The sequence below is a fragment of the Shewanella submarina genome (assembly GCF_042646185.1).
In the GTDB taxonomy this organism is placed as follows: domain Bacteria; phylum Pseudomonadota; class Gammaproteobacteria; order Enterobacterales; family Shewanellaceae; genus Shewanella; species Shewanella corallii.
In genome coordinates this window covers 465,314-492,082 of record NZ_JBHRTD010000001.1, presented here as the reverse complement: position 1 = coordinate 492,082, position 26,769 = coordinate 465,314, and the positions used below count along the sequence as shown (strand labels likewise).

Annotated in this window: 20 protein-coding genes; 13 read left to right on the top strand and 7 right to left on the bottom strand. The window is 50.4% G+C overall.

All coding sequences use genetic code 11. The features are described 5' to 3' along the window. Nucleotides 1–40 precede the first annotated feature (40 nt). A complete protein-coding gene (locus ACFOE0_RS02265; protein ID WP_248937331.1) occupies nt 41–880 on the top strand; it encodes a CZB domain-containing protein in 840 nt (279 codons plus the stop codon). 58 nt (nt 881–938) lie between these two features. Here the strand turns inward: ACFOE0_RS02265 and ACFOE0_RS02260 are convergent, their stop codons facing one another. Further along, the gene (locus ACFOE0_RS02260; protein WP_248937330.1) at nt 939–3,818 is read right to left on the bottom strand and encodes an insulinase family protein; all 2,880 of its coding nucleotides are present in this window, start codon (nt 3,816–3,818) and stop codon (nt 939–941) included. 258 nt (nt 3,819–4,076) lie between these two features. Here ACFOE0_RS02260 and ACFOE0_RS02255 point away from each other — a divergent pair, with 258 nt between their 5' ends. Together ACFOE0_RS02255 and ACFOE0_RS02250 are read left to right on the top strand one after the other, a co-directional pair. Next, on the top strand, nt 4,077–5,477 hold the full coding sequence (locus ACFOE0_RS02255; RefSeq protein WP_248937329.1) for a S8 family peptidase: 1,401 nt from the start codon (nt 4,077–4,079) through the stop codon (nt 5,475–5,477). A 220-nt stretch (nt 5,478–5,697) separates the two neighbouring features. Next, nucleotides 5,698–7,368: a patatin-like phospholipase family protein gene (locus tag ACFOE0_RS02250; RefSeq protein WP_248937328.1), complete on the top strand. Its 1,671-nt coding sequence runs from the start codon at nt 5,698–5,700 to the stop codon at nt 7,366–7,368. Between the two features lie 45 nt (nt 7,369–7,413). Here ACFOE0_RS02250 and ACFOE0_RS02245 read toward each other — a convergent pair whose 3' ends face one another. Further along, nucleotides 7,414–8,088, bottom strand: a complete 675-nt coding sequence (locus ACFOE0_RS02245; protein ID WP_248937327.1) for a hypothetical protein — start codon at nt 8,086–8,088, stop codon at nt 7,414–7,416. Nucleotides 8,089–8,400: 312 nt separating this feature from the next. Here ACFOE0_RS02245 and napF point away from each other — a divergent pair, with 312 nt between their 5' ends. From napF to ACFOE0_RS02215, 6 genes are all read left to right on the top strand, one after another. Continuing rightward, on the top strand, nt 8,401–8,886 hold the full coding sequence (gene napF / locus ACFOE0_RS02240) for a ferredoxin-type protein NapF (RefSeq protein WP_248937326.1): 486 nt from the start codon (nt 8,401–8,403) through the stop codon (nt 8,884–8,886). Then, nucleotides 8,883–9,185: a chaperone NapD gene (locus ACFOE0_RS02235; protein ID WP_248937325.1), complete on the top strand. Its 303-nt coding sequence runs from the start codon at nt 8,883–8,885 to the stop codon at nt 9,183–9,185. Before napF ends, ACFOE0_RS02235 begins: the two co-directional genes overlap by 4 nt. Then, the gene (gene napA / locus ACFOE0_RS02230; RefSeq protein ID WP_248937324.1) at nt 9,182–11,671 is read left to right on the top strand and encodes a periplasmic nitrate reductase subunit alpha; all 2,490 of its coding nucleotides are present in this window, start codon (nt 9,182–9,184) and stop codon (nt 11,669–11,671) included. The genes ACFOE0_RS02235 and napA overlap by 4 nt, the downstream gene beginning before the upstream one ends. Before the next feature lie 63 nt (nt 11,672–11,734). Continuing rightward, the gene (locus ACFOE0_RS02225) at nt 11,735–12,190 is read left to right on the top strand and encodes a nitrate reductase cytochrome c-type subunit (protein WP_248937323.1); all 456 of its coding nucleotides are present in this window, start codon (nt 11,735–11,737) and stop codon (nt 12,188–12,190) included. A gap of 26 nt (nt 12,191–12,216) precedes the next feature. Further along, nucleotides 12,217–12,792: a NapC/NirT family cytochrome c gene (locus ACFOE0_RS02220; protein WP_248937322.1), complete on the top strand. Its 576-nt coding sequence runs from the start codon at nt 12,217–12,219 to the stop codon at nt 12,790–12,792. 11 nt (nt 12,793–12,803) lie between these two features. Further along, entirely contained in the window at nt 12,804–12,941 is a 138-nt protein-coding gene (locus ACFOE0_RS02215; protein ID WP_248937321.1) for a TIGR02808 family protein, read from the top strand. Nucleotides 12,942–13,004: 63 nt separating this feature from the next. Here ACFOE0_RS02215 and ACFOE0_RS02210 read toward each other — a convergent pair whose 3' ends face one another. After that, nucleotides 13,005–15,257, bottom strand: a complete 2,253-nt coding sequence (locus ACFOE0_RS02210; protein ID WP_248937320.1) for a TonB-dependent receptor — start codon at nt 15,255–15,257, stop codon at nt 13,005–13,007. A 565-nt stretch (nt 15,258–15,822) separates the two neighbouring features. Between ACFOE0_RS02210 and ACFOE0_RS02205 the strand changes: the two genes are divergently transcribed. From ACFOE0_RS02205 to ACFOE0_RS02190, 4 genes are all read left to right on the top strand, one after another. Continuing rightward, nucleotides 15,823–17,847 (top strand): S9 family peptidase, encoded by a 2,025-nt coding sequence (locus ACFOE0_RS02205; RefSeq protein ID WP_248937319.1) that lies wholly within the window; start codon nt 15,823–15,825, stop codon nt 17,845–17,847. A gap of 134 nt (nt 17,848–17,981) precedes the next feature. Continuing rightward, on the top strand, nt 17,982–21,572 hold the full coding sequence (locus tag ACFOE0_RS02200) for a pilus assembly protein (RefSeq protein ID WP_248937318.1): 3,591 nt from the start codon (nt 17,982–17,984) through the stop codon (nt 21,570–21,572). Nucleotides 21,573–21,718: 146 nt separating this feature from the next. Further along, the gene (locus ACFOE0_RS02195; protein WP_248937317.1) at nt 21,719–22,189 is read left to right on the top strand and encodes a DUF4920 domain-containing protein; all 471 of its coding nucleotides are present in this window, start codon (nt 21,719–21,721) and stop codon (nt 22,187–22,189) included. Further along, on the top strand, nt 22,182–22,748 hold the full coding sequence (locus tag ACFOE0_RS02190) for a PepSY-associated TM helix domain-containing protein (protein ID WP_248937316.1): 567 nt from the start codon (nt 22,182–22,184) through the stop codon (nt 22,746–22,748). Before ACFOE0_RS02195 ends, ACFOE0_RS02190 begins: the two co-directional genes overlap by 8 nt. 25 nt (nt 22,749–22,773) lie before the next feature. Here ACFOE0_RS02190 and ACFOE0_RS02185 read toward each other — a convergent pair whose 3' ends face one another. The 4 genes from ACFOE0_RS02185 to ACFOE0_RS02170 form a co-directional block, all read right to left on the bottom strand. Further along, nucleotides 22,774–23,571 carry an HvfC/BufC N-terminal domain-containing protein gene (locus ACFOE0_RS02185; RefSeq protein WP_248937315.1) on the bottom strand — a complete coding sequence of 266 codons (798 nt, stop codon included), beginning with the start codon at nt 23,569–23,571 and terminating at the stop codon, nt 22,774–22,776. Continuing rightward, on the bottom strand, nt 23,559–24,452 hold the full coding sequence (gene bufB / locus ACFOE0_RS02180; protein ID WP_248937314.1) for an MNIO family bufferin maturase: 894 nt from the start codon (nt 24,450–24,452) through the stop codon (nt 23,559–23,561). Before bufB ends, ACFOE0_RS02185 begins: the two co-directional genes overlap by 13 nt. A 75-nt stretch (nt 24,453–24,527) precedes the next feature. Next, entirely contained in the window at nt 24,528–24,989 is a 462-nt protein-coding gene (gene bufA2, locus ACFOE0_RS02175; RefSeq protein ID WP_115137082.1) for a BufA2 family periplasmic bufferin-type metallophore, read from the bottom strand. 444 nt (nt 24,990–25,433) lie between these two features. Beyond that, on the bottom strand, nt 25,434–26,711 hold the full coding sequence (locus ACFOE0_RS02170; RefSeq protein WP_248937313.1) for a cytosine deaminase: 1,278 nt from the start codon (nt 26,709–26,711) through the stop codon (nt 25,434–25,436). Nucleotides 26,712–26,769 lie beyond the last annotated feature (58 nt).

Sequence of the window (26,769 nt, the reverse complement as noted above, 5' to 3'; positions counted from 1 at the left end):
AGCTATGCTTTCTTTACTGTACTCAGGGACGACATAGCTAATGGACTTTATCAATTTCAAGGTCGGCCAGAAGATGGTGGCCTTTAAAATTCTCGACATACTTCAAACAGAAAAACATGACGGCAAGCTAACTTCTCTGCCCAATAACACCAGCAGTTTCATGGGGGTCAGAGACTATGCGAACAAGCCTGTTCCTATCTTTGACCTGGGCATTATGCTCAATGGCGTATCAACAGGCCTGACCAATCAGGAACTGATAAAGTTGCTCGCAGACAGAGAAGAGGATCATGTCACCTGGTTCAAAACCCTGCGCAGCACTATAGAAGAAGGGACTCCCTTCACCAAAGCCTGCGATCCCCATGAATGTGCATTCGCCCAGTGGTATGACAGCTTTCAGACTGACAATGAAGATTTTGCGGACTTACTGAAAAAATTCGATGCCCCCCACAAACAGCTGCACGCATTGGCTGGCGAAGTACTTGAGCTGCTCGAGCGGGACGAAAAAGAGCAAGCATTGAAAGCATTTCGCCGGGAAGAGCACTCAAGTTATGCCACTCTGATGAGGTTGTTTGGTGTGGCCAAAGACCAGCTTGCGCTGGATTACAAACCCATCATCGTCTTTACCACCCGCGATGGTATAACGCCCGATATAGGCCTGCTTGTCGATAAAGTTGAAGACAGTGTAGACGTGGAAGAGCAGGACATTCACCCGATGGATGACCTGGCACATCTGGGCTTTAATATGCAGGCACAAACGACCCGCCTGGTACGGGGGTTAATCCACCATAACAACAAACACAGTCTGATTATGGAACCCAGAGCAATCGTGCCTGACCCCGCAATCATCAATCAGCTGTCACAGCTTGATGCCGCAGGTTAACCCTGTAAAAAACAAAAAAGCCGCGAACTGTCGCGGCTTTTTCATGGTTTAAAGCAGCTTACAGCTGATACTTCAGCTTACCCTTGAGCTCTGCAACATCCGTCACCTTCATCTGATTAGGCAGCTTAGCAAACGGCTTGTCCTGATACTTGCTGCCTCTCAGCTGCACATTAATACGGGCAGCGTCCGGGTTGAGCATGGTCTCAGCATAGAAGGTCTTGATATCATCAAGGCCGACGGCCTCAACAGCAGCAATCAGCTTGTCTTTTGAGTCGTATTGCCACTTTTCATCGTACCAATCCCCCATCAGAGGTTGCACTTCCTCAAACATATTCTTGGGTGCCTCTTTCAGTCCCACCAGCACACCATTTTTGATGGCAGCAAACTCCTGCTCAGTCAGTTTATCCAACTTGGCCTGATACTCTTTTTTGAAGCGGTCAAACCTGTCCTGGGCCTGTGGCAGGTCCATAACCGGAGACTGGATATAGAGACCCACTGCCGCATAGTCATCCATGGGGTAGTCCAGCGCGCCTACGGCATAGGCCAGTTGCTCTTCAGTCCTGAGCTGATTGAACGCCTCATGACGGAAATGGGCTGCCAGCACCTTGGCGATCGCTTTTTGCTGCACACCCGGTTTGGCGTGTACGGCCAGATCGGCCAGCGCGATATCTGCCGCAGCGGTATCCTGCTGATAGCTGAGCACCTGGCCCGGCTGTGGCATCACATCCACCACTTTAACGAAATCAGTCTGCTTGTGGTCAGCACCCAGGGCATTGGCAACCTCTTTGGCCACCAGCTCAAGCTCGGCATTGTCATAGTTACCAAAGGCAAGAACACGGGGTTGGTTCTGCTTAATCAGTCCGCTAACCCTGTTGTTGAAATCTGCCAGTGACATTTTCTCAGCCGCAGCGCTCAGAGCCTTATCTTCAAACTGATGCTGTTGGGTCAACTTCCGAACCGCGGGGAAAACCTGATAGATGGCAAACTGTTTTTGCTTATTGGCCAGTGCCCGCACATATCTGTCTTTAGCTTGCTCAAAGCTGGTTTCATCCACTTTAGGCTGCAACTTCAACATTTCTTCCAGCAGCAGTGGCTGCTTGTCGGTAAAGCCGGTGATCCGCAACGCCATGCCCTGACCCACAATCGGCGTGGCATACATACCGGCTGCACTTGCCTCAGCGGTCAGCTGGCTTTGCTGCAGCCCATACAGGTCTTGCCACAAGTCCAGTGCCACCTGGTTTTCTATCTGCTCGGTGGCACTGCCGGCGTTCAGATCAACAATCAACACACCTTTAGGCTGCTGGGAAAACTGCTGACTGGGGTAATGCCACACCTTAACGCCATCTTTATCCACTTTAAGCTCAGGTTTGGCTTGCTCCATACCCTGAGTTTTCAGGGCAAAGCTCTCCGGCATCATGCGGTTAACCTGAGGCAGAACCAAAGCGGTATTAGTTCCTGTCCAACTGTCGACCTGGCTTTGCGGGATATCCTCAATACGGTACTCGCCAGCATAGAAGTGTTGGGTATCGGAAACCTCTTCATCCTTACTGATATACCAAACTCTCAGAGTTTCCGGGGTTAACTGCTCTAGCACCTGATTAATGGCATCAGCATTAAACTGGCCGTAATAGTAATTGGCGTTAATTGCATAGTTGGTTGGGTAGTTCTGCATGGTGTTAACCAGAGTGGCGGCATAACGGAACTCTTCGACCTTGGGCAGGAAGCGGAACTCGTTATCCAGCGAGGTTTTGATCTCTTTGAAATACTTGTCATCGACCCCCTGTTGCTTCACCAGATCTATGTACTGCATCACCAACGCCAGGGCTTCATCTCTGTGCTTCATGCCCTCATCGGTCAGATCCATGGTGATACTCAGTTCGCCATAGTTACCGTAGTGGTTCGGGCTGGAACTGGCATTAAGCGCGCTTATCCAACCCTTCTCTTTCAGCAGCTGTGCGGGCGTGCCCGGCATTTCAGAACCCAGCAGATAAGTCACAAAGCCATTGGGCTTATACATGAACTCATCCATATTGTTGCGTATGGTGAAATCCAGCTTCAGCTGCTTCACATCTTCATTGGGCTTGTAGTACACCTTCTTGCCACCCACATCCGCAAAGTTCATTTCAGCGGTAACGGCAGGTTTGTCTATCTGCTTGTCTTTGATCGGGGAGAAATGTTTGCGCGCCAGCTTTTCCATCTCATCCAGTGGCAGATTGCTGATCAGCGCCACTTTCATAATATTGGCCGAGTAGTACTTGTCGTAGAAGGCCACGGTTTCTGTGTGTAACTTGCTACCCTCTTTATCGCCCAGGGTTTCAAGGTTACCGATCAGGAAGCGGTTGGCGGGGTGCTCGCCCATCATCTGACGTGACAGCTTGAACTGACCGAAAAAATCCAGCTCACGACGCATGGACCATTCGGCATTCACCGCACTCTTCTCTTTCTCTGTATATTCAGGGTAAAGCTTGGGAGACTTGAAGAAATCGGAGAAGCGGTCCAGCGCTTCGTCGTAGGCATCGTTGTTCACCTTGAACATATAATTGGTGTAGGTCATCCAGGTAGAGGCATTGGACATACCGCCATTCTGAGACAGAAACTCTTTGTACTCATTGATATCCGGGAACTTTTCTGTGCCCAGAAACAGCAAATGCTCCAGATAGTGCGCCATCCCCTGCTGGGTCATGGGGTCCTGCAGCAAACCCACTCCCACATTCAATGCCGCTGCTGACTTATCTGTAGAGGGATCTGATACCAGAATCACTTCCAGATTGTTGTCCAGCTTCAGGGTGCGATAACCACGCTGATCATTGGGGCTGACCGCCAGCTCAGTTAAAGGAGCCAACTGCTGGGCCGGGATAGTCTGTGAACTTTGATTTGTATTGCTGCAACCGGCCAATATCGCCAGGGTCAAAGTGCTGAGTACCAGAGTTTTCTTCATACCAATTCCTTTTGAACGGTTTTTTTAGAGTTTGTCTCAAGCTAGCAGATACTTACCGAGAGTAACAAAATAAAGTAGTAACAAAATTCAACCTGCCCATATCCTGCTGTATTGGGGCTCAGCGATAATTTCTCCCCAAATCAATCCAACAACATTCTTGTAACAATCTACTCAATCGGTTATTCCTAGTGCACTGCAACTAGTCGGTAAGTATTACCAGCAGTTGTGTTAATCAATCAGACTCACTGGAATAACAATATGAAAAAGACACTGCTTGCCGCTGCTGTTCTTTGCGCGGCCCCTTCCTATGGAATGGACTTTATTCTTGATGTAAAAGGGAATTTCAATCAGCAACGAGTAGAGAGCCAAGTTAATCGCACCGGCGGTACACTGAAAAGCTGTATCCCACAAATCGGTGTTTGTCAGGTCGCCTTTGAAAATGCTGATACCGCAGCCCAAAGTGGTCTGGCACTGGTACCTGACGCCACTGCATTTGTTCCAGGTGTACAGGATTCAGTTGCCAGCTCAGAAGAGATGAGCATTACCATTGAGTCCGGTTTCGGCAACCCTCCAGCCAGCGGCGATGATGACAGATTCTTTGACCTGCAATGGGGCCATGTGGCTGTTGGCGCTGTCGATGCGTGGAATGCCGGTTACCGTGGCCAGGGCGCCAGAGTAGCAGTGCTGGACAGTGGCGCAGATGGCAGCCACCCGGATCTTGCTCCCAATATCAATACAGATCTCAGCCGCTCCTTTGTTGATGGAGAAGCATGGGATTATGCCGGTACAGATGTAGGGAACCATGGCTCGCACACAGCGGGTACTATTGCTGCAGCCGATAATGGCATCGGCAGCATCGGGGTTGCTCCTGAGGCTGAACTGGTGATCCTGAAAGTACTGTCTGCAGATACCGGCAGTGGCAGCTCATACGGTACCATGCAAGCCATGGTTTATGCTGCGGACAACGATGTCGATATTATCAATATGAGCCTGGGTCTGTCTGTACGACGCAATGGCCTGTTTGATATCAATGACACGCCTTATGATACCTCTGACGACATTCGTTTCGACGTGGGCGGAAAAGATGGTATTGCTCAGTTTATCGGTGCTTATTCCAAGGCTGCTACCTATGCCCGTCAAAATGGTGTAACTCTGTTTGCTTCAGCTGGTAATGATGCAACAGATCTGGATCACACCGACAGCCTTATACACCTGCCATCAGGCTTGCAGGCGGTCAACGCCATTTCTGCTCTGGGCCCTCAACTCTGGGGCGCCAATCCAGGCGCTGATCTTGATCAGCTGGCAATCTACTCCAACTATGGCCAATCTGAAATCAACTTCAGTGCGCCGGGTGGAGACTATAGCAGCGCCTTCATTCCGGGTGGCTTTGATCCATGTACAGTAGCTGGTTTGACCCGCTCTTGTTACGTATTTGACTTTGTCTTCAGCACAGGTAACCAAGGCTGGTATTGGTCTGTAGGCACTTCCATGGCTTCACCACACGCGGCAGGCGTGGCAGCACTTATTGTGAGTGCCAACGGTGGACGTATGGACCCACCAAAGCTGGAAGCCGAAATGCGTAAGCTGGCACAGGATCTGGGTAAGCGTGGCCGCGACGACGTGCACGGTCAGGGTAAAGCCTACGCCCCGGCGAACTAACTTATTGAGTTGTTGAGAACAGCCCGGTCACCGCCGGGCTGTTTTATTTTCATTCATACCTTTCAGATGTCTTTTTCATCACAAGTCCCTAATATAGGACTCTGCTTTCTGTTTTCGGGGAAGAGCACCTCAGTTTTCCAACCTGACAGATTAAAGGCTCTGACGCCCTCGTAATTTACGTCATTCTCTGTGAAAGCCTCATAACCAAGGAGGACACATCATGACACTTACCTTAAAAGTCGCCAGCTATCCAATGGCTGCTTACTCTCAGCCGAATGATTTTCCGGAAGCCTCTCTTACTGGCTTCAATAACGGCGATGAATGCAATATCGGCGTGACATTTTCCGGAGGTGGAACCCGAAGCGCCTGCTGCACTCTGGGCCAGCTCAAAGCCCTTCACGAGAGTGGTGTCCTGGAAAGGGTCAGGTATATCTCGGCGGTATCGGGTGGCAGCTGGGCCAGCGTCCCTTTTCTATTTATCAGTAATGAGCAGCTGGTACATTACTTTGCGGGAATAGAACAACCCAATCATCTGGATGAAGCGACCGCCAAACATATTGTCCCCGGCAGTTTTCAATCCTGTCTGACCAATGCCGGTGTACTCTCTCGATTACTGGCAGCAGCGCTCAGCGGCAAGGGCGATGAAAGCTATGCGGATGTCATCGGCAGAATTTTTCTCAAACCTTTCGATCTTCACCAACCCCATAAGTCCTTCACTTATGATCAGAATACCCGGGATGATGCACTGACCCGCAATTTGGAACAGTCTCAGTCAGGTAGGCTGAAAGCCACTGATTTTCAACTACAAAGAAGTAATACTCCTTACCTTATTGTCGGAGCAACTTTACTCAACCATGACGGCCTTAACTTCAAACAAAAGTACCCGGTCGAGTACACGCCACTTTATTCAGGTATCAGAACCAAATGGACTGATGATGATTGGTTTACCCCGGACGATCATTTCGGCGGAGGCTATATTGAATCTCTGGGATATGACTGCAAAGGACCATACAGAGAAGATAGGAGCACGGCAGTTCACACTATGACGGTCAGGCGCTCACCCAAACAGTTTGGCGACTGGACCAATGAAAAGGCTTTTTCCCTGTCGGATATTATGGCGAGTTCCGGAGCGGCTCCTCAGGAGATTACCGACACTCTGGGGTTAAGGTCGCTGGGGTTCCCGGAGTTTTTCCATATCCCGATTCAAACCAAAAACAATGCGCCCAAAGTCGCCGACGAGTATGCCCACTCTGATGGTGGTCACATGGAAAACCTGGGGATCATGCCCTTGCTTGCCAGAGGGGTTAGCCGTATCTATGTCTTTATCAATACCAAATGCGCTTACTTTCCCCAGGATAACTGGCAGCCAGACTCCAGCGCTTCAGCCGTCAATATTGAAAAAACCAATATCAATAAGTCGGTAAAGGCTTTATTCGTTCCGCTTCGGGATTGGTTTGGACTGAAAAAATTTGAAGACAATCTGGTGTTTAAAGATGGAAGGAACAAGCTGAAGGAGCTTATCCAGGCCTTCAACCAACAGATTACCGTCGCCAATGATGGCTTGAGCAGCTATGCCGAAGAGGGGCTGTTTTACACTCAGGAACTGGAAACCAGAAAGAATAAGGTGTTTGGGGTATCAGGTGGCCAAAAGGTGACAGTCACCTGGGTCTATAACCAACGCAGCAAGGCGTGGGAGGACAGTCTGGCGTCACAGGAACTGGCCGATGAAATCCGTCACCAGAAGCTGGATGAATGGGATCCATTTCAATTAGACAATTTCCCCCATTATGAAACCTTTATGGAAAATGCAGCGGTAATAAACCTAAAAGGGGTGCAAACTAACCTGCTCGCCAGTCATGCCTGGTTTGTGGCTCGCAAGGCGCTCTCTTAACACGAAAAGGGCCTGTTGGCCCTTTTTGCATCTGATTAGCCAGCGTTACTGCCGGTTTTTTTGCATCAGCTCCATCACCCGCTTAGCCTCTGCCATCTGTTCCTGCTGAACCTGCTGATAAAGCCTGTCCAACTGCTCCAGCTGCGCCTCTGTTGGCTCATTGTCTCCAATTGACGCCTCAAGCTCAGTCAACTGATACTCGGCATCTGACATATTCTCACCACCGGCCTGATACAGCTTCATCTGAAGTTGACTCTGCTTATCCTGCAAACTGTAAAGCTCTTTCTCCTGAGCTTCACTGCGGGGATAAATTCCCATCAGTTCATCAAGTCTATCTTCTATCTCCATCAGCTGTTGCTCTATCGCAACCACCTCATCGGAAATGCCCATACAGCTAATCATCTCAGCTTCGGACAGCCCCACCGCTGCCTGTGACAGATTATCCATACAGGCTTCCATAGCTTGTTCTGAGTGACTGGAGTTATCAAAACAAGCCCTGATTTCCCGGGCAAAGCTCTTTTCTACAGCTGCCTCGCTCTTCCCTGTACATTCAGCAAATCTGGCCAGCACCTCAGCCTCTTGCTTTATTGACGCAATAGACATCTGCACAAACATCTCTTTCTGCTCTTCTGTCATCTTTGGCATCGACTCTGCGTCGGCAGTGACCGCAAGCATAGATAACATTAAAGCAGGCAAGGTGGATAAGGTTCGGATGGACATAGGTAAATCCCTTTTTATGGACGATTCAGATTACGCCTCCCCACTCTAGACCAGTATATCCATGCTTCACATTGCCCTTTTGGGTAAAGCGGTTCGCCATTTCACAAAATAGAAAGACAAAACTCATACCTTTCGGCGCTCAAAGACAGAAGAAAAAAACGTTAAAACATCTAAACTTGTTCTGGATCAAGTTATATACAAATGTTATCACTTTGTGAGTATTCACCATTTGCAACAGTGGTCACAAAATGGACTCACAACAACAATAAATGCATTTATCTCAAAAGATAAATCGCTTCGCCGAGTGAATAAATGGTCGATCTCGCACGCAGAAAACTGGTTACCCTGACTCGCGGCCGTGCCGGGCAACTGAGTCTTCCCTGGCTATTCAGCCAGCAGCAGTTTGTTGATGCCTGCACCCGCTGTAACAAGTGCGTTGATGCCTGTGACACCCAGATCATTCAGGTCGGCGACGGTGGTTTTCCCCATGTCGATTTGACCATCGACGAATGCACCCTCTGCTACCGCTGCGCCAGCGTATGCAGTGAACCCCTTTTTAAAGCTGAGTCGGAAGCCCCATGGCAGGCAGATATACAACTGACAGACAGATGCCTTGCCCTGCAGAACATTGATTGTCGCAGCTGCGCAGATGCCTGCGAACCCATGGCTATCCAATTCAAACCCATTATCGGCAAAGTCGCGCAACCCAATTTGCAAACAGAAAGTTGTACAGGCTGTGGGGCCTGTATCAGCCCCTGCCCGGCCGATGCCATCAACTTAGTCCTGCGGGAGGCATGACTCAAATGCAAGAAGTCCATATTTCAAGTCTGGTCGTACACACAGCTCCCGAACATATCGCCGGGATCAGTGAGCAGATAAATGCAATACCCAATGCCGAAGTCTGGGGTGATAACCCCAAGGGCAAGATTGTCGTGGTGCTTGAGTCGGAGACTCAGGGGTTTCTTACTGAAACCATAGAGAAAATTAATAACCTGCCCAACGTTTTGGGAACCGCTCTGGTTTACCACCAATTTGAACCAACTTCAGATCAGCTCAACAACGGCGTCGAGGGGCGTCGACCCGAGGAGGGGTTATGACACTGTCAAGACGGAACTTTATTAAGGCAAGTGCTGCAGCATCTGCAGCTGCAGTCGCCGGGGTAAACCTGCCCGCTTCAGCAACCAACTTAATTGCCAGTTCAGACCAAACCAAAATTCACTGGGATAAGGCACCATGTCGTTTCTGCGGCACGGGGTGCTCAGTGCTGGTAGGCACCAGAGACGGCAAAGTGGTCGCGACTCAAGGCGATCCTGAAGCGCCGGTAAATAAAGGGCTTAACTGTATCAAGGGCTACTTCCTGTCCAAAATCATGTATGGCGAAGACAGGCTGACTCAACCTTTGCTGCGCATGAAAGATGGCCAATACGCCAAAGACGGTGAATTTACCCCAGTATCCTGGGATACCGCCTTCGATATCATGGCAGAAAAGTGGAAGGCGGCTCTCGCCAAAAAAGGGCCTACCAGCGTAGGGATGTTTGGCTCTGGTCAATGGACTGTCATGGAAGGGTACGCTGCCGCCAAATTGATGAAGGCTGGCTTCCGTTCCAACAATATCGACCCCAACGCCCGTCACTGTATGGCCTCTGCTGTAGTCGGCTTTATGCGGGTATTTGGTATCGATGAGCCCATGGGCTGCTATGACGACTTTGAACATGCCGATGCGTTTGTGCTCTGGGGATCCAATATGGCAGAGATGCACCCGGTACTGTGGAGCCGTATCACAGACCGCCGCCTGAGCTACCCTCATGTGAAAGTTAACGTACTGTCCACCTACTATCATCGCTCGTTCGAACTGGCTGATAACGGCTATATCTTCCAGCCTCAGTCAGATTTGGCTATCGCCAACTTCATTGCCAACTACATCATTCAAAACGATGCGGTTAACTGGGATTTTGTTAACAAGCACACCAACTTCAAACAGGCAGAAACCGATATAGGTTATGGCCTGAGAGATGATGACCCACTGCAAAAACAGGCGCAAAACCCCAACTCCAAGAAACTGATCAGTATTGATTTTGAACAGTACAAGGCCTCTGTCGCACCTTATACCGCAGAGAAAGCGGCTGAGATGTCAGGCGTAGGCGTTGACCAACTTATTGAGCTGGCCAGGCAATATGCAGATCCAAATACCAAAGTGATGTCTCTGTGGACCATGGGGATGAATCAACATACCCGTGGAGTATGGATGCAAAGTCTGGTCTACAACCTACACCTGCTGACGGGAAAAATCGCCACTCCTGGCAATAGCCCATTCTCACTGACCGGTCAGCCATCCGCCTGTGGGACCGCCAGGGAAGTAGGGACTTTCGCTCACCGCTTGCCGGCAGATATGGTGGTTGCCAATCCCAAGCACAGAGCGATTGCCGAAGATATATGGAAACTGCCTGAAGGCACCATTCCGCCAAAACCCGGATTTCATGCAGTACTGCAGGACCGTATGCTGCACGACGGTGTAATTAATGCTTACTGGGTTCAGTGCAACAACAATATGCAGGCAGGCCCCAATATCAATGGCGAGCGTCTGCCGGGTTACCGCAACCCTGAGAACTTTATTGTGGTTTCTGATCCCTACCCAACAGTCACCGCACAGGCAGCGGACCTGATTCTGCCCACCGCCATGTGGATTGAAAAAGAAGGTGCCTACGGCAATGCCGAACGGCGTACTCAAGCCTGGTATCAACAGGTGGAGACCGTCGGTGAGGCCAAGTCAGACTTATGGCAGCTGATGGAGTTCTCCAAACGCTTCAAAGTAGACGAAGTATGGCCGGAAGAGTTGCTGGCCAAGGCACCGGAATACCGTGGTAAGACACTGTACGACGTGCTGTATGCCAACGGTCAGGTCGACAAGTATCCACTGCCCGAGAAACAGGCATTGAATGATGATGCCAGACACTTCGGCTTCTATGTTCAAAAGGGCCTGTTCGAAGAGTACGCCACCTTTGGTCGCGGCCATGGGCACGATCTCGCCCCCTACGATATCTACCATCAGGTGCGGGGACTTCGCTGGCCAGTAGTGGATGGCAAAGAGACGCTGTGGCGCTACAAAGAAGGCTCAGATCCTTACGCCAAAGCGGGAAGCAATTGGGACTTTTATGGCAAGCCAGATGGCAAGGCACTGATTATCTCCGCCCCCTATGAAGCGCCACCAGAAGTACCGGATGCCGAATATGACATGTGGCTGTGTACCGGTCGGGTGCTGGAGCATTGGCACACAGGCACCATGACCCGCCGGGTACCTGAACTCTATAAGGCTGTACCTGACGCGCTCTGCTATATCCACCCGGCCGATGCCAAAGCCAAGGGACTTCGCCGGGGTGATGAAGTACTTATTGCCAATAAGCGTGGTGAGGTGAAAGCCAGGGTTGAAACCAGAGGCAGAAATCGCCCACCTCAGGGGCTGATATTTGTGCCCTTCTTCGACGCCCGAATTCTGGTGAACAAACTGATCCTGGATGCCACAGATCCTCTGTCCAAACAGACAGACTTCAAGAAGTGTCCGGTCAAGATCACCAAAGTGGCCTAACCCTGAGCAGGAGCATGATTGGATTCATGCTCCGCCCCAAGCCAATAAGGCGGAGAATTCATAATGAAAAAACCAAGCTTAATCATACTGGCTGCACTGCTTTCGACAGCCGCATGGGCGCAACAGGACAATCTGGGTGATACCGGCGGGCTGGCCTCTTTACGCGGGGTTACTCCCCTGCAGGATACCCGGCCAGCCGACGACCTGAAGAAGTTCCCACGGGAGCAGGCGCTGGAAAGTGACTATGTTTATCAGCCTCCACTGATCCCCCATAACATTCGCTCCTATGAGGTGTCGCTCAATGCCAATAAGTGTCTTTCCTGTCACAGCTGGAAAAACGCCAAAGAGATGGGCGCCACTAAAATCAGTGTGACTCACTACGTAAACAGAGAAGATGCCGTGCTGGCCGACATGTCCCCAAGGCGCTACTTCTGTCTGCAATGCCATGTCCCTCAGGCCAATGCCAAACCCCTGGTGAAAAATGACTTCCAGCGTGTTGACTCATTGCGTCAGCAATAATCCATAGCAATGAGATGAGGCTGAATATGAAACTGATAAAAGCATTCTGGACAAAGTTAAAAAGTCCAAGCAAGGCAGCACTCGGCATCGTCCTGTTTATGGGATTTGCCGGTGGCCTGATGTTCTGGGGCGCATTTAATATGGGGATGGAAGCAACCAATACCGAAGAGTTCTGCTCGGGCTGTCACGCCCCTATAGTCGCAGAGATTCAGGAAACCATTCACTACTCCAACCGCTCGGGTGTACGGGCTATCTGCTCTGACTGTCATGTTCCTCACGAATGGACAGACAAAATAGTGCGCAAGGTGCAGGCATCCAAAGAGCTGGTGTTTCACTTTATGGGCACCATAGATACACCCGAGAAGTTTCAGGAGCGAAGAGCGCATCTTGCCGAACGCGAGTGGGCTCGCCTGAAAGCCAACGACTCGCTGGAGTGCCGTAACTGTCACCAGTTTGAGTATATGGACTTCTCTGAGCAGGGATCCCGCAGCGCCAAACTGCACTCAACGGCACTGGCTAATGGCGAAAAAACCTGTGTTGATTGTCACAAAGGTATCGCCCACAAACTGCCGGATATGCATGGCGTTGAAGGCTGGCAATAAGGAGCACAGATATGAGTACACTTGAATCAGTTATCTGGCACATTCTGGGTTACAGCGCCATTCCTGTCATTATTCTGGGCGGCTTTCTGGCAGTAGCCGCGGTGTCCGTGGGCATACTGTCATTATGGAAGGACAAAGCCGGCGATTAGACCGGCTCTAATAACAAGAAAGCCAGCTTGATGCTGGCTTTCTTTTTATCGGGTCAATCAGGCTTAGAAGAAGTCTACCCGGACTTCAACACCAACAAAGCGGCCTTCGTTAACCATGCCGGTATTGTTGTTAAAGTCGACACCACCGATAACCACACGCTCATCCAGCAGGTTACGGGCAAAAGCAGCGACTTCATATTGGTTGTCACCCATATCCCACTTGTAACCGGTTCTCAGGCCACCTTCCAGCAGAGCTTCGCCGGTGAACTCAACAGAGCGATACAGGAAGAAGTCGATTTCGCTTCTGTATGACCAATCGGTGAATACATAGAACTCACCTTCACCCAGATCCCTGCTGTACTCCAGCGTCAGGTTGGCAATCCATTCTGGCGCATGAGGCAGGTTGTTGCCATCAAGGCTGTAACCCTTTCCATCAACAAAGGGATCTGTGATGGTGCACTGAGCGCAACCAGGCAGGAACAGGTTGGCATCATCCAGTTCAGTTTTGTTGTAGCTGGCATTAAAGGTCGCCAGCAGTTCACTTGCCAATACCCAGGTTGAATCCAGCTCCAATCCGTAACCAGTCGTCTTGTCTGCATTCAGCAGACGGTTAAAGTTAGAGTCACCACCAACGGCCGTCAGCTGTTGATCTTTCATTTCATAGTAGAAAGCGGTCAGGTTCAGGCGTCCATTACCATCCAGCAAGTCAGACTTGAAACCAACTTCGGCAGAGTTGATGGTTTCTGAGTTGGCTACCGTCACGTCGTTGCCAAACAGAATACGGCCCTGAATACTCGGAGCACGGAAACCGTTGGCCAAACGGGCAAACAGATTCACATCATCATTCAGCTTATAAACACCGGACAGATCCCAGGAAATATGGTCATCGTCAGGATTGGCAGTGCCCACGGCTGTACCACTGCCAAATGGTCCCTGCACACGTTCGGCGTAAAACTCTTTATCATCTCTTGAGTAACGCAGACCGGCACTGACTGAGAACTGGTCGTTAACGTCATAATCTACCGAGCCGAATACCGCCCAGGCATTGGTTTCCTGATTCTGGAAGGCATAGCCGTTCTGAGCGCCACCAGCCAGCGTGTCGTAGCTGTAGCTGTCAATCGTCAGATCTTCATAAAAGTAGAACAGGCCAGTCTGGTAGTTCCACGGACCATCGAAGTTACTGGCAAGACGGAACTCCTGAGTAATCTGATTATGGTCAGGAATTGCATCGGCACTTTCTGCGGGGAATAAAATAACACCAGGGCCCTGGAAGTCAGGCAGGAAAGCAGCACCATAGCCACCATCGACATCGGCACGGGAGAAGATCTCGGCACTGTCCCAGGCAGTAATGCTGGTCAGATCATAGTCACCCAGGTCCCATTCCAGCTTGAGGCTCAGTCCCTGAGTTTCAACCTGTTGGGTCGCACGGCTGGCGGCATCATGGAATACCACTTTGTCATCCCAACCGGAACGAATACCGTTTGAGCCTTTGTCCATGAGGTTGGCGTGGAAAATAATTGGCTTGCCGTCCAGATCACGAACCCGGTATGCCAGCAGGCCAGTGAAATCATCACCTTCATACAGGAACTGAACACGGGCAGCTTTCTCGCTGTACCCGCCCAACACATCATCCTGTACAAAACCCGGAGCCATGTTATCGATATAGTCGTCTTTTTCCTGCCACAGGGCGGAAATACGGGTAGAGATACGGTCAGTCAGACCACCACCGACGGCACCTTCAAAATCAACCGCACCTTCAGTTCCATAGGACACAGAAGCGTAACCTTCAAACACCTGCGAAGGCTTCACTGAATCAAACTTTACCAGACCAGCAGGCGTGTTACGGCCAAACAGGGTTCCCTGTGGACCGCGCAGTACTTCAATACGCTCAACATCAAATACCGGAAAGCCTTTCAGAATAGGGTTTTCCTGAACCACATCGTCAACCACCAAAGAAACCGGTTGAGAAGCATTCAAATCGAAGTCAGTGTTACCGAGGCCACGGATGTAAAAGCGTGGGAAGGTACGGCCAAAGGAAGACTCCACAGACAGGCTGGGGATTTTGGCGTTCATAAAGCGGATATCCATACCGGCACTTGAGTATGCATCCAGGTTTTCACCCTGCAATGCAGAAACAGACACTGGCACTTCCTGAGCATTCTCTACTCGTTTACGTGCAGTAACTTCAATCACTTCAAGTTTGGATTCTTTGGCTGCAGTTTCTTCGGCAATCACATGGCCCGAAGTTACTGATGCAGTAGCCAGCAGCGACAGCTTGATCAAAGTGGCTATCTTGGTTTTATGTAGTGGTTTCATCCTGTGGACTCGCATTCTTGTTATGTGAGACGTAATGCCTCAGGCTGCGTTTTTCCCGCACAACAAAGCGCCAGTTCCATGGCGATATTTGATTTTATTATCCCTAACTTCTTTGTAAGCGGCTTTTTAATACCTGCCCGAAAACATCACCCGCTGTTCCGACCAAAACTGACTTTCTCGCCAGCTCCCCCCAGTTCGGGAACTCTGACCAGTCCGAGTTCGGTGTGCATCATACTGAAAAACGAAAAAATGTCATCTTTTCGCAACCAAAGATTAACATAGTTCTCACACAAAAACAGCAAATGCATATCAGCGAACAATATATCCTTATTCACAGGGAGGATAACCATCACTACCCAACCCAATTACGCCAGCATCAATCACCACCAACACCCCCATAAACAAGCATAAAAACCAACCTAAAAACGTTTCACAAACAAAACCCACAAAATAGCCACAGAGCACCACCAAACCACTGATTGCAATAGCATTTGGTTAACCTAACTAGATATACTGACGAGTTAGCAGAAGGGAATAAAATCAACAACTAATTGGAGAACCACTCGTGAAGAAAGTCGGTATTTCATTGCTCTGTGCCATGATGCCTGTGGCATCAGCAGTGGCAGAAGCAGCCAAGCCACTTTCGGTTGATGTGCTGTGGCAACTCAATCGTATTGGCAGTCCCACCATCTCCCCCGATGGCGAGCAAATCATTGCGCCAGTCACCAAATATGATGTCGACACAGATAAGGGTTCAACTCAGCTGTACCTGTTCGATGAAGACGGCAAAACCCAGCGTCCGCTGACTGTCGAAGGCATGCGTGTCAGCGAGCCGGTATTCTCTCCAGATGGCAAGACTCTGGCTTTTATCAGCAAACGTAATGATGACGACGCAGGTCAGATTTATCTGCTGCCCATGAATGGCCCGGGTGAGGCCCAGCGCCTGAGCGAAGTCCCCACCGGGGTGTATGGCATTAAATGGGTGGGCGACTACATCTACTTTATCAGCCGCATCTATCCAGGCCAGAACTGGGATGAGATGGGCAAGCAACTGAAAGCCGACAAGGACGACAAGGTATCTGCACACCAGTGGAATGCCCTGCCTTACTCTCACTTCGATCACTGGCTGGATGAAAACAAGCAGGCCCATGTATTTCGTATTCCAGCCAAAGGCGGTGAGGTAGAAGCCATTACCCAGCCGCTGAATACCGAATTGCCTCGTTCATATCAAAGTGCTGGCAGCTATGACATTCACCCGAATGGTAAGTTAATTGCCTTTAACGCCAACGGTTGGGAAAACCAGGTCGATCCCAATATTGATATCTTCCTGGCGACAATTGGCAGCGGTGAAAGCATTAACCTGACCGCTGACAACCCGGCTCCTGATGCCAGCCCTCAGTTCAGCCCAGACGGCGACACGTTGGCCTACACCCGCCAGCAGATCCCCGGCTTCTACGCTGACACTTCCAATCTGGTATTGCTGGATCTGGATGACAACAGCAAAAAAGAGATCACCACGGACTGGGATCGCAGCGTCTCCCGCTGGACCTGGAACGAAGACAGTGATGGTTTCTATGCCGCAATTGACGATGCCGGCACCAGCCGCCTGTATCAGATCAGCGTCAAAGGCAAGGTGAAGCCAATCACCAAGAACACCAACTTTGGCACGCCGGATGTCAGCGAAAACGGCACCCTGGTAGCGACCAATGACAGCTTCCTTTACCCGGCACGTCTGGTAAAGGTCAATACCCGTAACGGTAAAACCACTCGTTTGGACAGCTTCAACGACGACATCATGAAAGATGTGGATGTCGGTACCTACGAGTCTGTGACCTACAAAGGCCACAATGGTCAGGATATTCAGATGTGGGTGCACTACCCGCCGGGCTTTGACAAGAGCAAGAAATACCCGCTGATGATGTTGGTTCACGGTGGTCCACACAATGCCATCACCGACGGTTTCCACTACCGCTGGAATGCCCAGACCTTCGCTTCCTGGGGATATGTCACCGCATGGCCCAACTTCCACGGCTCAAGTGGTTTCGGTCAGGAGTTTGCAGACTCTATCAACCCGGACTGGAAGAACAAGTCTCTGGATGACGTGCTCAAGGCTGCTGACTGGTTCAAGGCCAAGCCATGGATTGACAGTAACCGTATGGTTGCCGGTGGCGCCAGTTATGGTGGCTACCTCACCTCCATCATTCTGGGCAGCGAACACCCATTTAAAGCCCTGTTGATCCATGCGGCCGTGTACAACATGTACTCACAGATGTCGGCTGACTTCGCAGTGCACTCAACCCGTTTCGGCCACTACTGGGAAAAACCGGAAATCTACAAGTCCATCTCACCTCACTACTTCGCGGGTAACTTTAATACCCCGACGCTGGTGATCCATGGCCAGTTGGATTACCGGGTGCCAGTAGGTCAGGGCTTCGAGTTGTTCCGTACCCTGCAAAGCCGTGGCGTAGAGTCCCGCATGATCTACTTCCCGGATGAGAACCACTGGATCATGAAACCCAACAACTCCATCTATTGGTACAACCAGGTGGAAGATTGGATGACCAAATTCGCCGAACCCGGCGGACGTTAACAGGGGATATCCCCAAAGTTGGTGGGCACGCCCGCTTGGTCGTCCCACCAACAGGATTCAATAATTGAAGCAGCGCGGAGGACCGCCTGCGGATGTAACCGGCGTCTTTTGTCGGCAAAGACAGGAAGTTGCTTATGTTTATCAAGAAAATCACAGCTGCGGCCATAGCCGCCCTCACCCTCTCTGCAGGCAGCAGCTTTGCGGATGACACCGAGCTTTATGTATTTGAATCCTCGTCCAGAACGGGAAACCGGCCGCAGGTGCTGATTATCTTTGATAACTCGGGCAGTATGAGCACGATGGACACTACGTCTGAGAAAGGTTACTGCCCGGAATATGCTGAAACCCAGACTTGTCCCGAGTACCCGGCTCTTGGAAGTGATAATTCATTGCAAGAACGCATGGTGTACTTTACCAAAGGTGGTATCGACAATACCGGTATGCCGGTGCCGGATTCACCGTCCGAGTCCCGTCGTTTTCTTGAAGCGATCAATGGCTGTGAAGCATCTAAAGCTTATCTCAATGAGTTCGGGTTCTATACTGACTACTTCATGGAGTACCGAACCAATAAAAAACGCTGGCAAGAGGTCAGAGAAAACAATGGCGCAGATATCCAAACTATCGACTGCCTCCAGGATATCGAGAGAGCCTTAACCGCCAACGCCGAACCAAATATCCCTGGTCTGCCAAAGAATGGTACAGGAAAAGATCCAGCCCCTTACCAAGCAGTAGACATCTTAGATCCTGAAGCCTTAAAAACGGCCCAGGGCACTGCAAAAGGTGTTGGGTTTGGTACAGGTCAGCCAGTAACACTATACACAGCTAACTATCTGCGCTGGCACCACGGCGACAAAGAAACTGTGCCTGAAAGCCGTCTGGATATTGCAAAGGACGCGATTCGTAATACAGTCCTGACCACGCCGGGTGTTGATTTTGGTCTTGCCATTTTCAACGTTAACTTTCCTAAAGAAAACTTTGCTGATGGCGGCCGTGTAGTAGCAGGTATTCAGCAGATGACAGATGCCAACAAAAATGATTTGTTGGCAACAATTAATAATCTTGATCCCAATACCAATACCCCTCTTTGTGAAACTCTTTATGAGGCAAAAAGGTACTTTGCAGGTGAATCTGTGTGGTTTGGTGATGATGATGCCAGACCCGACGATTATAATTACAAACCTAATCGTCCGCCAAGAGACACCAGCATCGAGCAAAACGGCAACTACATCACGCCGTTTTCAGAGTGTAATAACCTCGCCTATATTATCTACATTACAGATGGCGTGCCGACTCTGGATAGTGCCGCAGATGGGAAGGTAAAAAGGTTACCAGGAATTAGTACCAAGCCTTTCGAGAGCGAAGAGCAAGATTTCTCCAGCCATCTGCCCAACCTCGCTGAGTGGATGTTTACCAAGGATGTGAACCCAAACCTTGAGGGTGAGCAACACGTTAAAACGTTTGCTATTGGTTTTGGTAAAGGAGCGGATGCAGAAGCTGTAGGGCCTTTAGTGAAAGAAACCGGTACCAGAGGTGGCGGTGGATACTTCCTCGCAAAAAATGGGCTGGACCTACAAAATGCGTTGATGGAGGTATTTGCCGATATTCTTGAAGTTAATGCCAGTTTCACCTCCCCATCCATTGCCAGTAATAACTTCGACCGTACACACACATTCGACGCCGTTTATTACGCGATGTTCCTGCCACAACGAGGTCCTCGTTGGATGGGTAACCTTAAAAAGCTAAGAGTCACCTCTTCCGGAGATATTGTCGATAAAAAAGGCAACCCTGCCATAGACAGCAAAACGGGGAATATTGCCGCTTCCGCCTGTACTTACTGGACCGACGATGCAATTTGCTCTGCTCAGAATGAAGGTGGTGATGGTAACGATGTCAAGACTGGTGGAGCTGCAGAAATTCTGCGTCAGGCAAGCGCCAGAAACACCAGGGCTTTATATGGAAATTTCGGCGGTTCAGGAAGCCTTACAGCTTTCTCACTTCAGCAGGCAGAGATTGCAGCAGGCAGCCCCTCTCGTCTGGCGACTCATATGGGTGTACCGGAAGCCGAGCTGAATAGATACTTTGACTGGGCTAAGGGGATTGACGTTGATGACGATGACGGAGATGGATCTAAGACGGATATACGTAAGGATATTCTCGGCGATCCACTTCATTCAAAACCGTTGGCCATCAACTTTGGTACAGCCTCAACCCCAGATGTCAGAATCATGATGGGAACAAACCATGGCTTTATGCATATGTTCCGGGACACCGGGAATCAGCTATCTGAATCCTGGGCCTTTATGCCCTATGAGCTGTTACCCAACCTCCAGGAACTGGTAACAGATCCTCAGACAGGAGTTCATTCTGTATATGGTCTGGATAGCCCTGCGATCAGCTATGTCGAAACAGGTCCCTCAGGCGTTGAGAAAGCATTAGTGTTTTTTGGTATGCGCCGAGGAGGTAAGTCCTACTATGGCATGGATATTACCAGTCCTGATAATCCCAGGCTTTTGTGGCAACTCACCCCTGAAAGTCCAGGAATGTCAGAGATGGGACAAAGCTGGTCCGAACCAGTGGTCACGAAAATTCCCGGTTGGCCAACAGGTAACACCAATGCCGATACAGCCAAGCCTGTACTCATCTTTGGGGCGGGCTATGCACCCGGCACGAAAGATCTCACAGGTGTAGGTCTTAACGATGCCGAAGGGCGGGGAGTATTTATTGTAGATGCCGAGTCTGGGGAGCTGGTCCATAGTTTTGGACCTTCTAAAGGGAGCCAGATGACTCAGATGCCGGGCATTACAGACAGTATCCCCAATGCAGTCGCAGTACTGGACAGCAACAGCGACGGTTTGGCTGACAGAATTTATGCAACGGATACTGGTGGCAACGTTTGGCGAATGGATATGCCTGGCCCCACTCCAACTGATTCTAAAGCTCCCTGGAGCGCATTTAAGTTTGCAGATCTTGGTGGAAACACGAACTTAACCGACAGGCGTTTTTTTGCTGAGCCTATTGTCGCCCAGACTATGTTCAGCAATATTACGGAAACCTCTGTCAGCGACGATGTTTCAGGCGAGACCTCAACCCGACTCAGTTATCAAAATATCCCCTATGATGCTGTTGTTATTGGCTCAGGGTTAAGGCCAAGCCCAACAAATACTGAGCGACAGGATATGTTTTTTACCCTGCAAGACAGGAATGTAGTCACCAAATCTTTTGCTGTGTCAGAAAACCCAGCGCCAGCGCCTTTGACTATTGTCGACCTGTATTCAGTGACCGATGCCCCCCCAACCTCAGAGGCTGACCACATCAAGTTCGGAACCAAAAGAGGTTGGTACTACAGCTATAGCGGTATCGGTGAAAAAAGCTTATCTGCAGCGTCTGTTGTCTTTGGACGAGTCTATTTCAGCACCTATGTACCGGGGGATACCAGTGCAGAAAACGTCTGCCTCGCATTAGGCCAGGGGCGTTTCTACGGCTTCGACCTGCATCGTGGCACTAGAGTATACAAACAAGAGTATCTCGATATGGGTGAGCAGGTACCAGATACTCCACAGCTGGTGATCCCGCCAGGGGGGGATGACAACATGTACTTTATCGGTATAGGTAATGCTGGGGATCACATGGATCCCATTGAACCAGCCAAAGGATGTGACCCGGGCGATCCCAGATGTATTGGTGGTGGAATGCGTGCCAACCGCATCTACTACTATACCCAATAATCTGGTTGCTTTAGTCACACCCAAAAGGCAGCGCACAGCGCTGTCTTTTTTTGCCTGTTTCACAATGCTGTCGCCAGTCACTGGACAAGATAACGCCACAGACTCTAATGTATATCCGAGTTTCCATTCCCCTGACAGGAGTCACCATGTTGCCCCGGATGATAAAAGCCCTGCCTCTCGCAGTTTTACTGACAGGCCTGAGTGTTCAGGCTGTACCTTTGAACTTTGGCTCACCAGTGGATGCAACCAAGGTCACTCCAATTTCGACTCTGATGGCGACCCCGGATGACTATCTGGAAGCTCCGGTAACCATTGAAGGCACTGTGGTCGCGGTATGCCAAAAGCGCGGCTGCTGGATGAGTATCGCCTCAGACAAGCGCTTTCAGAACCTCAAAATCAAAGTAAAAGATGGCGATATGGTGTTCCCCATGAGTGCCAAAGGCAGTAAAGCCATCGCCACAGGAATGCTGCAAAAGCATGAGCTCGACCTGGAAGCTACCCGCAAAATGATGGCCTATCTGGCTAAAGAACAAGGGGAATCCTTTAACCCGGCGTCTATCACCGAAGGGATGAATTACTATCAGCTGGTGCCTGTGGGAGTCAGTATTCTTGACTAAAGCCAAGGTGAATTGGTTCCGGCTCAACCGCAGTCTGCACAGGGATATTGGCTACTTTTGCATTGGCATGACGCTGATCTTCGCCATCTCAGGCATTGCGGTAAATCACAATGATGACTGGAACCCTGACTATAGCGTTGAGCTGAGTCAGCTGCAGTTAGCGCCGAGAGACTGGCTGGCGCTCAGCGACCGCGAGCTAAGTCAGACGCTGATTGAACAGGTACCTGATGCAGCAGGTGTCAAAGCCACTCACTGGAGTCACCCCGGCGAGTTTAAGGTGTTTTTGCAGGACGCCAGCAACCTGACACTTGATTTGACGCGTCACAGCCTGGAGGTGGAGAAAATCAGCAAGCGGCCCCTGCTGAATGAGTTTAATCGCCTTCACCTCAACGAAACACACAAAGCCTGGGTGATTTTTTCCGATCTGTACGCTGGTATGCTTATTTTTCTGGCGATAAGCGCCCTGTTTATGGTCAAAGGAAGACACAGCCCCTGGCGCAAACGCGGCCTGCTGGTACTGGCAGGGATTGCTTTGCCCGCTGGGTTTATTCTGTGGTAACGCCGCGCTTGCCAACAGGTCGGACTTAATCGGAAACAACAAGGCTTCGAATGAGCCCCATTTCAAACCAGGCCTTCAATGACTCAAATACCTGAGCAGGAGCCTGCGACTCATCGAAGAAGTCCAGCATAAGCTCACAAAGTCCGGCAAAGTTTTCTCCGGCGATCACAGCTTCCACCAACACCAATTGCCAGGGCTGCAGAGAAATGAACTCGGTCAATCGTGATCTGCCTCGCCAGATTAACCAGTATCGCCAACCGGAATAATCTGCACCCGGCACTTCCTGCCCCTGTTTCAGCGCCTGCCAGGTTTCCACAGCATTGCTGGCACAGCGAAACAGTTGCACGCTGGGGTGAAAGCGCAAACACACTGCTGGCCATTGCTCTGGAGGTAAAGCAGCCAGGGCGGCAAACTCCTCTCTGCTGGTATCCGCTGCATCGAACGCAGTCAGCAAACGTCGTTCAAATCTCGCAATATCAGCCAATATCGGATATTGACTGAAAAACTCATCCTCAGCCAGAAACTCAGGTAATGGTTCGCAAAAACCTCTCAGGGAGCGGTTTTGAGAGGGGCTTGCGGCAATAAACTCATCGGCCATTCGCTCAAACAGTTCATCTCCCAGGTAAAAACAAAGCTGCTCATGATCTGTCTCTATCACCTCTTTCAACCTAATACGGTAAGCATTGGCATAAATACCCATTCGGGTTTCAAGGCTGACATTACCCTGAGCAACCACCAGCTCAGCCAGTGACGCTCTTGCCTCTTCATCGGGCTGCAACAGGTATTGCATCACGGTATTTTGGGTGTGTTTCAGGCCTGGCATGATTTAACACCTCTATTTTCTGCCGAGTCAGCAATGTTCAGCTGATTTGGCGGCAATACCTGAGTCGCGATATCTCTGGCGCTCCCAAGTTCAGTCTCCAACACCGAAAATTCCGGAATATTGGCGTCTCTTTCAATCATGGTGCTGACGGCACCAAAACGCACGAGAGCCTGACGATATAGGTCCCAGACACTGTCCGGCACATCATGGTCATGGGTGTCTATCACATAGTCACCATAATCTGAGTGTCCGGCCAGGTGGAACTGTTGCACCCGTTCAGGGTCAATGCGATTGAGGTAATCCATGGGTTCAAAACCATGGTTACGAGCACTCACATAAACATTGTTGATATCCAGCAAAATAAGGCTGTCTGAGGCCTTGGCCACTTCGCTGACAAAGGTCCACTCATCCATCTCACTGTCTTGATAAGAAAGGTAACTGGAGACGTTCTCCATCAATACCTGTCTGCCCAGGAAATCCTGCACCCTGGAGATGCGCTCAGCAACATGGCGGACGGTTTCCATGGTGTAAGGCAGTGGCAACAGATCATGGCTGTTGATGCCGTGAATACCAGTCCAACAGATATGGTCGGAAATCCACTTGGGCTCGACGTCATTGGCCAGGGTTTTCAGCGCTCTCAGGTAGTCCATATCCAGAGGGTCGGAACTGCCTATTGAGAGTGACACCCCATGCATCACCAGCGGATATTGCTCAGCAATTGCCTGCAGGTAGTATCTTGGTTTACCTCCGGCGACCATATAATTTTCGCTCAGGATTTCAAACCAATCGATATCGGGCTGATGTTGCAAAATATACTCAAAGTGTTTGGTTCTCAGCCCAAGGCCGAACCCCAAAAACTCCCGTTTAATCTTATCTGTCACAAGTCACCCCAGTACCGATAGCCAGTAAATGAAGGCTGACAAACCACGTCAGCCTTATACAGTTACAACAAGTAATCAGGCACCGACTTTGCCGCCGATATCCGCACAGGACTTAGCTGGGGCAGCCACAAAACCGGTACCTTTACAGGTAGCGTGGCCGGCACAGGCATTTTCCGCCGTTTTACAATCGTTGTGGCCCTTACACACGTTTACACCATAGCAATGCACCAGCTCAGACTGTGCAATCTGTCCAACCCAGTCATCTTTGACTTCGCCGCCAACATCTGCGCAGCTCTTGGATGGCATCGCCACAAAGCCACTGCCTTTGCAGCTGCCGTGGCCACCACAGGCATTGGTGGCTGTTTTACAGTCGTTATGACCTTTACAGACATTAACACCATAACAGTGCACCAAATCAGTTTTACCGGCTACAGCGGGCGCCGCAGAAGAGGATTCTGCAGTTGAGTTACATCCGGCCAGACCAGCCATAGCAACCGCCATTGCGGCACCCGAGAGTAGGGTTTGAGTCTTTTTCATTTTGCTTTTCCTGTTTAAAGTGAAAATCAGGCTCTCCCAACAAAGGCTGAGATTCGGTCTTCACCAAGTCGCTCCCTTTGAAAACAAAGCCTGCCTGAGCAGACCGCTGACAGCCGGGCATGATTTCAGGCAAAAGCACAAAAATTAAACCCACACCGGTTATAACAACATAATTCACTCCCAGGAAAACGCCCACTTGATGCACAAAAAGCCCACCACACCAACTGGCTACGGAGCCTGGCCTTGCCCAAATCCCAATCAACTGGATGGTGATAATAAATACACCCGGAATTCACCAATTTTTAAGAATCATTCACTTATGTTATTGGATGGCCGGACGTTAGAATATTTATCCGCCAGCCGTATACAACAAAGATACCAAAAACAAAAAGCCCCGCATTCCAATGGAGTGCAGGGCTTACTGTTTATGAATCAGCTGACCGATTAGCGCTTGAAAGTCACTGTCTCAGTGGCGTCCAGGTGCAGCTGAGTAGTCGCAGGCTGAGTCTGTGCAATCACCTTGCCCTTACGAACAGAGTAACGTACAGGTACCTGACGGCGCAGAGCATCGAAGTCGTTCTCGGCAGGCAGGATCAGCAGGTTGGCCGCCTTGCCCTCTTCAACGCCGTAAGTGTCCTGCAGGTGCAGGGTGCGGGCAGATTTGGTGCTGATGAGATCCAGTGACTGGTTCAGCTGGTCATAACCCATGATCTGACACACATGCAGACCCATATGCAGTACCTGCAGCATGTTGGCGGTGCCCAGTGGATACCAGGGATCGAACACATCGTCGTGACCGAAACAGACGTTGATGTTGGATGCCAGCATCTCTTTCACACGGGTTACCCCGCGACGCTTTGGATAGTCATCGAAGCGGCCCTGCAGGTGAATATTCACCAGTGGGTTGGCCACAAAGTTGATGCCTGACATGCGCAGAAGACGGAACAAACGCGAGGCGTAAGCGCCATTGTAAGAGTGCATTGCCGTGGTGTGGCTTGCGGTCACTTTCTCACCCATGTTGTACTTGTGCGCCAAAGCCGCCACAGTCTCAACAAAGCGAGATTGCTCATCGTCAATCTCATCACAGTGTACGTCGATCAGACGGTCGTACTTGCGTGCCAGTTCAAACACATAGTGCAGTGACTCCACACCGTATTCACGGGTGAACTCGAAGTGCGGAATAGCACCAATCACATCGGCGCCCAGCTTAACGGCTTCTTCCAGCAACTCTTTGCCGTTGGGATAAGAGAGAATGCCTTCCTGCGGGAAAGCCACAATCTGCAAATCGACCCACTGCTTCATCTCTTCTTTCACTTCCAGCATGGCTTTCAGTGCAATCAGCGTTGGGTCAGACACATCCACATGGGTACGCACATGCTGCACACCGTTGGCGATTTGCCATTTCAGTGTCTGCTTGGCACGGGCTTTAACGTCTTCAATGGACAGCAGCGCCTTACGCTCAGCCCAGCGCTCGATACCCTCAAACAGGGTGCCTGAGATGTTCCAGCTTGGCTCACCGGCAGTCTGGGTAGTATCCAGGTGGATATGCGGCTCACAGAAAGGAGGTAACGCCATACCGCCTTCACCATCCAGCACAGGCGCTGTGGTATCCAGCTGGGCATCATTGTCGGCAATAGCGGCAATCTTGCCATCTTTCACCAGAATTTGTTTGCTGCCTTCCTGGCCGCGGATAACCACATTTTTAATCAGCAAATCAGACATCTATTACTCTCTATTCAAACCGTGGGTCTATCAAACCGCAGGTCTATCAAACCACTGG

What these genes read in the sequence shown, in the direction of transcription:
- ACFOE0_RS02170 (WP_248937313.1), bottom strand. Translation starts at nt 26,711, where the DNA reads ATGTCTGATTTGCTGATTAAAAATGTGGTTATCCGCGGCCAGGAAGGC.
- napA (WP_248937324.1), top strand. Translation starts at nt 9,182, where the DNA reads ATGACACTGTCAAGACGGAACTTTATTAAGGCAAGTGCTGCAGCATCT.
- ACFOE0_RS02260 (WP_248937330.1), bottom strand. Translation starts at nt 3,818, where the DNA reads ATGAAGAAAACTCTGGTACTCAGCACTTTGACCCTGGCGATATTGGCC.
- ACFOE0_RS02245 (WP_248937327.1), bottom strand. Translation starts at nt 8,088, where the DNA reads ATGTCCATCCGAACCTTATCCACCTTGCCTGCTTTAATGTTATCTATG.
- ACFOE0_RS02225 (WP_248937323.1), top strand. Translation starts at nt 11,735, where the DNA reads ATGAAAAAACCAAGCTTAATCATACTGGCTGCACTGCTTTCGACAGCC.
- bufA2 (WP_115137082.1), bottom strand. Translation starts at nt 24,989, where the DNA reads ATGAAAAAGACTCAAACCCTACTCTCGGGTGCCGCAATGGCGGTTGCT.
- ACFOE0_RS02210 (WP_248937320.1), bottom strand. Translation starts at nt 15,257, where the DNA reads ATGAAACCACTACATAAAACCAAGATAGCCACTTTGATCAAGCTGTCG.
- ACFOE0_RS02265 (WP_248937331.1), top strand. Translation starts at nt 41, where the DNA reads ATGGACTTTATCAATTTCAAGGTCGGCCAGAAGATGGTGGCCTTTAAA.
- ACFOE0_RS02200 (WP_248937318.1), top strand. Translation starts at nt 17,982, where the DNA reads ATGTTTATCAAGAAAATCACAGCTGCGGCCATAGCCGCCCTCACCCTC.
- ACFOE0_RS02220 (WP_248937322.1), top strand. Translation starts at nt 12,217, where the DNA reads ATGAAACTGATAAAAGCATTCTGGACAAAGTTAAAAAGTCCAAGCAAG.
- ACFOE0_RS02250 (WP_248937328.1), top strand. Translation starts at nt 5,698, where the DNA reads ATGACACTTACCTTAAAAGTCGCCAGCTATCCAATGGCTGCTTACTCT.
- ACFOE0_RS02235 (WP_248937325.1), top strand. Translation starts at nt 8,883, where the DNA reads ATGACTCAAATGCAAGAAGTCCATATTTCAAGTCTGGTCGTACACACA.
- ACFOE0_RS02255 (WP_248937329.1), top strand. Translation starts at nt 4,077, where the DNA reads ATGAAAAAGACACTGCTTGCCGCTGCTGTTCTTTGCGCGGCCCCTTCC.
- ACFOE0_RS02185 (WP_248937315.1), bottom strand. Translation starts at nt 23,571, where the DNA reads ATGCCAGGCCTGAAACACACCCAAAATACCGTGATGCAATACCTGTTG.
- ACFOE0_RS02215 (WP_248937321.1), top strand. Translation starts at nt 12,804, where the DNA reads ATGAGTACACTTGAATCAGTTATCTGGCACATTCTGGGTTACAGCGCC.
- ACFOE0_RS02195 (WP_248937317.1), top strand. Translation starts at nt 21,719, where the DNA reads ATGTTGCCCCGGATGATAAAAGCCCTGCCTCTCGCAGTTTTACTGACA.
- napF (WP_248937326.1), top strand. Translation starts at nt 8,401, where the DNA reads ATGGTCGATCTCGCACGCAGAAAACTGGTTACCCTGACTCGCGGCCGT.